The sequence below is a fragment of the Absicoccus sp. genome (assembly GCF_034090965.1).
In the GTDB taxonomy this organism is placed as follows: domain Bacteria; phylum Bacillota_I; class Bacilli_A; order Erysipelotrichales; family Erysipelotrichaceae; genus Absicoccus; species Absicoccus intestinalis.
In genome coordinates, this window is the sequence record NZ_JAXDRQ010000006.1 from 1 (window position 1) to 9,481 (window position 9,481).

7 protein-coding genes and 1 other annotated feature are annotated in these 9,481 nt (G+C 41.0%); of the genes, 1 reads left to right on the forward strand and 6 read right to left on the reverse strand.

Annotated features, from left to right (window positions below):
• Positions 1 to 224: 224 nt before the first annotated feature.
• The gene (locus SOS22_RS00655; protein ID WP_320326702.1) at positions 225 to 1,454 is read right to left on the reverse strand and encodes an ATP-binding protein; all 1,230 of its coding nucleotides are present in this window, start codon (positions 1,452 to 1,454) and stop codon (positions 225 to 227) included.
• A gap of 74 nt (positions 1,455 to 1,528) precedes the next feature.
• Between SOS22_RS00655 and ilvA the strand changes: the two genes are divergently transcribed.
• Positions 1,529 to 2,734 carry a threonine ammonia-lyase gene (ilvA, locus tag SOS22_RS00660; RefSeq protein WP_320326701.1) on the forward strand — a complete coding sequence of 402 codons (1,206 nt, stop codon included), beginning with the start codon at positions 1,529 to 1,531 and terminating at the stop codon, positions 2,732 to 2,734.
• A gap of 279 nt (positions 2,735 to 3,013) precedes the next feature.
• Here the strand turns inward: ilvA and ileS are convergent, their stop codons facing one another.
• The 5 genes from ileS to SOS22_RS00685 all read right to left on the reverse strand — a co-directional run.
• Positions 3,014 to 5,743, reverse strand: coding sequence for an isoleucine--tRNA ligase (ileS, locus tag SOS22_RS00665; protein ID WP_320596006.1), 2,730 nt, complete (start codon positions 5,741 to 5,743; stop codon positions 3,014 to 3,016).
• Between the two features lie 31 nt (positions 5,744 to 5,774).
• Positions 5,775 to 5,983 (reverse strand) — a binding site (T-box leader).
• Positions 5,977 to 6,732 carry a YlmH/Sll1252 family protein gene (locus tag SOS22_RS00670; RefSeq protein ID WP_320596007.1) on the reverse strand — a complete coding sequence of 252 codons (756 nt, stop codon included), beginning with the start codon at positions 6,730 to 6,732 and terminating at the stop codon, positions 5,977 to 5,979. It overlaps the preceding feature by 7 nt.
• Positions 6,719 to 7,162 (reverse strand): cell division protein SepF, encoded by a 444-nt coding sequence (locus tag SOS22_RS00675; RefSeq protein ID WP_370659488.1) that lies wholly within the window; start codon positions 7,160 to 7,162, stop codon positions 6,719 to 6,721. Before SOS22_RS00675 ends, SOS22_RS00670 begins: the two co-directional genes overlap by 14 nt.
• Before the next feature lie 89 nt (positions 7,163 to 7,251).
• Positions 7,252 to 8,637 (reverse strand): NADPH-dependent glutamate synthase, encoded by a 1,386-nt coding sequence (gene gltA, locus SOS22_RS00680; protein ID WP_320596008.1) that lies wholly within the window; start codon positions 8,635 to 8,637, stop codon positions 7,252 to 7,254.
• A gap of 1 nt (position 8,638) precedes the next feature.
• On the reverse strand, positions 8,639 to 9,481 hold an 843-nt coding region (locus SOS22_RS00685), incomplete at its 5' end, for a sulfide/dihydroorotate dehydrogenase-like FAD/NAD-binding protein (RefSeq protein ID WP_320596009.1).

Consider the following 9,481-nt stretch of genomic DNA (forward strand, 5'->3'; position numbering starts at 1 on the left):
ATCCACAGAAACGTTTTCATGGGAAGACTGCATATCAGGTAAGACAGGAAGCACTGGCTGCAGATACACCGGAACAATATCCAATTGCACCAAATAGAAGAATAGAACGATTCTGGGAAAAGATTGAGAAGAGCAAAGCAAAGCAACAGGAACAAGCACAACAATAAAAACAAGGCCAAATCGAATTGACCTTGCTTGGTAGTTATTTTGGATATTTTCGCTGTCTACTTGACAGGGGTCATATCATGGCTTGGGCCTTCGTTTTTTGTATTCTCTTCAATTTTGGTAGATTCAATAAATTGTTTGGCGGTCCTTGGACTACGACCACTATGACGGATCGCATACGCCTCTGCTTTGATGGCGAGTGCATCTCGATTCATTTGAATGTCGTACGAATCTGCTAACTGCATGACAATTTCCAGATATAGATCTTTTAACGGCTTGCTGAAGGTGACAGTTAAGCCAAAACGAGCAGCTAAGCTCATAGTTTCTTGGATGGAATCATTACGGAAAATTTCACCGCCATCACGATTTCTCATGTTTTCTTGTACAAAATGACGTCGATTGCTCGTTGCATAAACTACACAATTCTTTTGATTGTGCGCGATACCGCCTTCCAAAATATTCTTTAAGGCAATAAAATCATCATCATTTTCTTTAAAACTAAGATCATCGATAAACAAAATAAAATGCAAGGGATTGTCCACCAAACGATCCATGATGTCCGGTAAAACATACAACTGATCTTTTTTGATCTCAATCAAGCGCAATCCTTTTTGATAATATTCATTCACGATGGCTTTGACCGTAGAAGATTTACCAGTTCCGGCATCGCCATACAATAAGACATTATTGGCATCCAAGCCTTGCAAGAAACCTAAGGTATTCTTGATTACTTGTTCCCTTTCTCTTTCGTATCCAATCAAATCGGCGAGTCGTTGCGGGTCTGGATGAGACACACCAACCAGTTCCCCATTTTGAATACAGAATGCCCGATACTTGCTGAACATGCCATAGCCACGATAGGGTAAGTCTTCCAAATATTTTTGATAAGAAGGATAAAAATTGATGGAACTGGTTTCCCATTGGGGCAAAAATCCCGAGTAATCGATGGTTTTTAATAATTCTTGACTGGTCAATTGAGATACTTTTTCTAAAAGCATCAGTTCGTGTTTGACCGTTGCTTGAATCATTGGTGAAACCTTTCGTTGAGTGGCTACTTGATGAACATATACATTTTCATCATTCAGGATCCATTGATAGAGATATTCCGTCCAATTGGTATTCTTTTGATAAAGATTCGATACAAAAGCACAATAATTTTCAATGAAAGCTTCGGTATCTGCCCGATCGGTTTCTAATACATTCATAAAGGATGAAAAGACTTGATCATCTTGCAGATGACGAAAGATCGTAAGCGTTCTTAAAGCTAAATTCCAGTTTTTTATGTTCATATATACGTTCCTCTATTTTACACGTCTATTATATCATTTTATGCTATAATAAAACGGTATACAAGGAGATAAATATGCTAACAATTGATAAAGTTTATTCGGCGAAAAATGTCTTAAAAAAAGTTATTCGTCAGACATCTGTAATTCCTGCTTTCGATTTAAGCAATACCAACCATATTTATTTGAAAACAGAAAATTTACAACGTACGGGATCGTTTAAGATTCGTGGTTCTTATTTTAAGATTTCTCGTTTGACCGACGAAGAAAAAGCACGTGGAATCATTGCTTCCAGTGCTGGCAATCACGCTCAAGGTGTAGCTTTGGCTGCACAACAAGAAGGCATTAAATGTACCATTTGTATGCCAGATAATGCACCTATCTCTAAAATTGAAGCAACCAAGAGTTATGGGGCTGAAGTATGTCTAGCAAAAGGGGCTTATGATGAAGCCTATGCCCTAGCGGCACAAATGGCCGAAGAAAAAGGATATACCTTCGTTCATCCTTATGATGATGAAGATGTCATTGCCGGTCAAGGAACGATTGGCTTGGAAATCTTAGAAGATCTTGATGTCGTCGATGCCATTGTTGTTCCAATTGGTGGTGGTGGATTGATATCTGGTGTTGCTTTTGCGGCCAAGAGCATGAAACCTGATATTAAGATCTATGGTGTCCAAGCAGCCAATGCACCAAGTATGTATCGTTCTTTTCATGAAGGCAAACAAATCACCTTGGATACGGTGAATACATTTGCAGATGGCATTGCAGTTAAACATCCAGGTGATATTCCTTTTGAAATTGTTTCCAACTATGTCGATGATATCTTTACCGTAACGGAAGATGAGATTGCCGCTTCGATCTTGACGTTATTAGAGAAACAAAAAGTTGTTGCGGAAGGTGCTGGTGCGGTATCTGTAGCCGCAGCCATGTTCAATAAGATCCCATTGAAAGATAAAAACGTCGTCTGCATCGTTTCTGGTGGTAATATCGATGTGAATATCATTGACCGTGTCATTACGCGTGGTTTATTGCTTTCGGGACGTAAAACAAGCTTTATCATTCAATTAACCGATAAACCAGGTCAACTTACAGATGTATCAAAAATCATTGCTGATAATGGTGGCAATGTGGTTGCTGTCGACTATGACAATGCCGATCCAGATTTAGCCATCAATGACTGTTTCCTTAAGATTACGGTAGAAACCAGAAATAAAGATCATTTGAACACGATCAAAACGGATTTATACAACCATGGTTTTCGGATTGTTAGAGAACGACAATAAATGATCGAATGAGTACCTCAAATTGAGGTACTTTTTTTATTGATGCTCATGAACCGATGTTTTAGGAAATTCTTATTATTTATAGTATGATCGTCTCTATCTTCATCATTGTTGAAACGAATACTCATTTTCTATTCTTTCTCGATTCCCTCCTTATTTCCTCTTCGCACTTCTTTGCCCTTTGATGATAAATACGCCAAAGTGGGATGGTCACGCATCTTCCATATAGGGTACAAAGACTCCATAAAAAAAGCTATGCAAAAGCATAGCTTTTTCCAATTATTTTGACATCACTTCATGACAACGATCGCATAAGCCATCTTCATGATCCGATTCGGTTACATTCCAGCAACGAGGACATACATGTCCATCGGCTTTCGCAACCACAACCTCATCACCTGCATCCGCCAACGTTACTTTGGATACGATAAACCATTGTGCCGGATTTGGAACCGTTCGATCCAATACTGTCTTGGTTTCTTCGTTTAAATGCAAGATCAATTGCGCTTCAAGTCCTTTACCAATCATATCTTCATTACGTGCATCTTCCAATGCTTTCAAGACTTTTTTACGAAGATCAAATAAGACATCCATATCTTTTAATAAAGCTTCTTGATCAAAGTCCAAAGTCAAGGTTGGGAAATCTTCCAATTGAATGGAAACATCATTCCACTTCATATAGTCATTGACTTCTTCCATGGTATGTGGAAGAATTGGTGTCCATAATTTGGCTAAAACTTCGGTTGCCGTATATAGAACCGTTTGTACCTCACGACGATCACGGCTATCGGTTTCATCACAATACAAGATATCCTTTGTATAATCCATATAGTAAGCCGATAATTCATTGGTCATCAAATTCGTTAAAGTGGATACGACATCCGCAAAACGATATTCTTTATACGCTAATTCCACATCCGCAATGGTCTGTTGTAAACGAACCAGGATATATTGATTCAATGGTGCCAATGTATTGAAAGGCAAACAATTTTCTTTCGTAAATGTTTGAGCATCGAGATTGGCCATACAGAAACGCATGGTATTACGAATCTTACGATATTGGTTTGCCATTTGTTTCATGATCTTATTTCCCATGGAAACATCGGCTTGATAATCCACACTGGCAGCCCATAAACGTAAGACATCAGCCCCATATTTCTTTGTGATCTGACTTGGTGCTACCGCATTCCATTGCGATTTTGACATCTTCACGCCTTTTTCATCCATGACAAATCCATGTGACAAACATTGTTTGTATGGAGAATGTCCATGAACCGCAGTACCAACGATCAAGCTGGAGTTAAACCATCCACGATATTGGTCAGAGCCTTCAAAATATAAATCAGCCGGATAGCCTAGGCCTCTTGCCATCATGGCTCCTGTATGACTTGAACCGGAATCAAACCAAACATCCATGGTATCCATTTCTTTACGGAATTGACCATTTGGAGAATGTTCAGATGTATATCCTTCCGGCAACAACTCTTTGACATCGCGTTCAAACCAAACATTGGAGCCATATTCCGCAACCAAACGAGCCACATGATCAAAGATTTCTTTTTCCATCAATGGCGTATCGTCTTCTCCATAAATGATTGGAATTGGCACACCCCAAGCCCGTTGACGAGAAATACACCAGTCATCCCGATCGGCAATCATATTATGCATCCGTTGTTGACCCCAGCTAGGGATCCATTCTACATGATCAATTTCATCTAATAATTGATCACGAATTTTATCGATTGAACAGAACCACTGTGTAGTTGCACGATAAATGATTGGCTGCTTTGTACGCCAATCGTGTGGATAACTATGTGTCAACCAAGCTAATTTCAATAAGACACCCAATTCATCCAATTTGACCGTAACCGTTTTATTCGCATCCCAAACCGATTGTCCAGCCAATTCTTCTCCGGCTTCTTCTGTCAATCGTCCTTGATCATCGACATTGTTCAATACATCCATTTTATAACGGGAATGAACCGTATAGAAGTCATCCGCACCAAAACCACTGGCAGTATGAACACAACCCGTACCTGCATCTTCTGTGACATAATCCGCTAACATGACAATCCCTTCTGCATTGACATGCGTTGGATCGTTGGCATACAGTGGATGTTCATATGTGATATATTCCGCTTCTTGTCCTTTAAAGGTCTTGATGATTTCATAACGCTCACATCCAAAATCTTTACATAATTGATCCACCAGCATTTCCAACATGACCAGTTTGCCCTTATCTGTATCGACCACGGCATAGGTCATACGAGGATTTAAGGAAATACCCTGATTGGCTGGAATGGTCCAAGGAGTTGTTGTCCAAATGACGAAATAAGTATCTTCATCTAACAAACCTTTACCATCTTTAACTTTAAATTTGACATAGATGGTAGGGGTCTTCATATCTTTATATTCCACTTCAGCTTCAGCTAAAGCAGTTTCGCTACTAGGTGACCAATACACTGGTTTTAATCCTTTATAAATCAAACCATCCAAGGCCATCTTACCAAATACTTCAATTTGTTTGGCTTCAAACTCTTTTTGTAAGGTAATATATGGATGATCATAGTCGCCAATGGATCCTAGAGATAAGAAACCAGCTTTTTGACGAGTAACTTGTTCTAACGCATAATCATGACAAATCTTACGGAATTCAGCAATGCCCATTTTCTTTCGATCATAACCCGCTTTGGTTACAGCTGTTTCTATCGGTAATCCATGTGTATCCCATCCGGGAATATAAGGAACCTGATATCCAGCCATATATTTCGAACGATTGATGACATCTTTCAAGATCTTATTTAAAGCATGTCCCAAATGGATATCTCCATTCGCATAGGGTGGACCATCATGCAACACAAATGGTTGAGCATCCTTTCTTTTTTCTAACATCTTTCCATATAAATCAATATCTTGCCAACGTTTTTGAAATTTAGGCTCTTTCTTTACTAGATTTCCACGCATTTCAAAGTCCGTTTTTGGCATGTGTAACGTGTCTTTGTAGTCCATATTTGTCTCCTTCCATAAAAAAAACGCCCCTTCTAAGGACGTCTGAACGCGGTACCACCTTAGTTACCAAGTTAAACTTGATCACTCAATGCTTTTAACGCAAGCCCTACGAATGACTGTACTTAATTCCAATCATTAGCTCCAAAGTGATATTATATGAACTTTCTATACAACTTCTCACCCATCCGTTGTTCTCTGAATAGCTCCATTCATATAACGTGTCTTTATCGTCGCTATTGAAATTTCAAAAAACCTAAGATCAAACGATTCTTCTTTGAAATAGCGAGTATGCCATTGAATTGGAATCGCCCTACCCTACGTATTGAAACGTAATCATTATCGCATAATTGCACATTTTCTTCAAGAACGACATCATTCAATTTTACCAATCCGGAAGCAATCAGTTTCGACGCTTTTGTACGCGAACAATGAGCCAGTTGCGCGACGATCGCATCCATTCGTAAACTGGAACAATTGACTCGAATTTCCTCAAAAGAAATACCATTAACGATGTGGTCATCATCTCTTTCAAAATGAATCGGACACCGGGCAATCTTCGTACAAGAATCAATAATAAAATCAGCCATATGTGAAGTACAAAAAAGCACAATTTCATGCGCATCCACAAGAATGTCCCCTAGCTGATCTCGTTTGATCCCTAGGTGCAATAGAGCTCCTAATACATCTGGATGTTTTAATTCTTTATAGCGTGCATCGTATTTTGACACAAGACAAACAACGGAAAAATCCACGTCTTCCAAAGCATAAGGACTGATACAAGCTACCTTTCGTTGGGCTTGTGCATATCCTCCAGACATATACACAATCATGGACTTTCCAACGATCGATGGCAGCATTTGAGCTTGTGAAGGCGTTAAAAAAGAGGTCACGACCGGTTGATATCGCACGTAAGATAACTGGATATTATCCTTTACCTTTGCGATAAATTCCTCATGACCTCTTTGATTGAAATGGTTATTCTTCGTCAAAATCGTCCGTATCGTCGATTGAAATGGATCCAGCTACATCAATAGCTGCTGGAGAACATAAAATAACATTTTGACCGATCTTTTGGATTTTACCATCTAACGCAAAAACAACACCTGTCAAAAAATCAATTGTACGTTGTGCATAATCACGATCCAATTTATGTAAATTAACTACAACAGCACGTCCTTCTTTTAAACGTGTACCAACTTCTTCTACTTCACCAAATCCACGGGGTTCAAATAGAACCATCTTGGTGCTTGCACTCAAAGCATTTGTATTCGCACGGTTTTTTGGGCGCTCATAACGGTTTTGAGCTTCTGGTTTTTCTTCTTCCGTTTCAGCACCTGTTACCACTTCTTCATCATCTTCGTATTCGTCATCTTCCATTTCTGGATTGACAAATTCATGAATCTTATCCATAAATCCCATGGAACAACCTCCTATCGCGTATAATTATAACACATATCTTAGTTTTGAAAAGATAAAGTAAAATAAAAATATATGACCAAAATAACAACCTATTGATTCGATAAATACGCATCAATGGAAGCAGCCGCATGTTTGCCAGCCCCCATTGCACTGATGACAGTGGCAGCCCCTGTGACTGCATCTCCACCAGCATAGACACCTTTCTTGGTCGTCATCAAATTTTCATCCACGACCAGACATCCTTTTCGATTGGCTTCCAATCCTGCCGTTGTGGAACGGATCAATGGATTCGGACTGGTACCAATGGCCATGATCATGCAATCGGCTTCGATCTCAAATTCACTGCCTTCGATCGGTACCGGTCTTCTTCGGCCGGATTCATCCGGTTCGCCCAGTTCCATACGGATACATTTCACATGCGATACCCAGCCATTCTCATCACCCAGTACTTCGACTGGATTGTTCAACAAATCAAAGATGATACCTTCTTCTTGGGCATGTTCCACTTCTTCTTTACGTGCTGGCAATTCTTCCATGCTTCGACGATAGACGATATGAACTTCAGCTCCCAATCGACGAGCACATCGCGCCGCATCCATAGCGACATTGCCGCCACCGACAACCACACATTTCTTTGGATGATAGATTGGCGTATTCGCATCGGGCATATACGCCTTCATCAAATTGATCCGGGTCAAGAATTCATTGGCACTGAATACTCCTTTTAAATTTTCACCCGGTAAGTTCATAAAGCGTGGCAGGCCAGCACCGGAACCAATGAATACGGCTTCAAAGCCATCTTCTTCCATCAATGCACCGACCGTATCACTGCGACCGACCACAAAGTTCGTGATGATCTTTACCCCGAGCTCTTTTAATTGATCGATCTCATTTTTGACGATGGACTTTGGCAGACGGAATTCAGGAATGCCATACATCAATACCCCGCCGGCTTCATGCAACGCTTCAAAGATCGTGACTTCATAGCCTTTTTTGGCAAGATCCCCAGCACAGGTCAGACCGCTAGGTCCCGCTCCAACGATGGCCACTTTATGTCCATTGGATTCTGGCTTTTCCGGTTTGGTGTTGTTGTATTGACGATGATGATCGGCTACAAAACGTTCCAAACGGCCAATGCCAACTGGTTCATCTTTGATGCCACGAATACAAACTTTTTCACACTGACTTTCTTGCGGACAAACACGACCGCATACAGCTGGTAAGGAACTGGTCAGCGAAATGATCTGATAGGCCCCTTCATAATCGTGTTCCCCGATTTTGGCGATGAAGTCAGGAATATGGATATTGACCGGACATCCCGCTACGCATCTTGGATTCTTACAGTTGAGACAGCGGCTCGATTCGTAAACGGCCATTTCTTCCGTATAGCCTAAAGCCACTTCCTCAAAATTGTTCTTGCGCTCATCCGCTTTCTGCGTTGGCATCGGTGTCTTTTTGGGCTCCATATTGGCCATCTTACTCAACCTCCTTTTTCAACAGGTTGCATGCTTTTTCGCGGGCATGCGCCTCAAAATCCGCATAGGTCTTATTGCGAGACATCGCTTCATCGAAATCGACTTGATGTCCGTCAAAGTCTGGTCCATCTACACACGCAAATTTCATCTGGCCACCAACGCTCAATCGGCAGCAGCCGCACATGCCAGTTCCATCGACCATGATCGGGTTCATCGAGACGACAGTTGGAATCTCATATTTCTTGGTGGTCAGACACACAAACTTCATCATGATCAATGGTCCGATCGCAACGACTTCATCAAATTGTTGTCCCGATTGGATCAATTCTTCCAGCTTGTTTGTGACAAGCCCTTTTTCTCCGGCGGTTCCATCATCGCTCATCAAATAGAACGCATCACTGTTGGCTTGGAATTCATCTTCCAGGATGACCAGATCCTTGTTTCGAAATCCGGTGATCGAAGTGACCTGGGCTCCGGCTTGATGAAAGGCTTTGGCCGTTGGCAGCGCAATGGCACAGCCTACGCCACCTCCAATGATCGCTACTTTCTTATTTCCATCAATTTCACTTGGTTTGCCCAAAGGACCCACGAAATCATGGATAAAGTCGCCTTCTTCTTTCGTGTTTAGAAGCATGGTCATCCCACCCACGATCTGGAAGATGATCGAGACGGCTCCGGTTGCAGGATCGGCATCTTCAATCGTAAACGGAATACGTTCGCTATCTTTGTCAACACGCAAAATGATGAATTGTCCAGCTTTTGCGTGTTTCGCAACAAAAGGTGCTTCCACGACCAATTTGGTAACGGTAGGATTCAACACCTCTTTTTTTAGAATCTTATACAT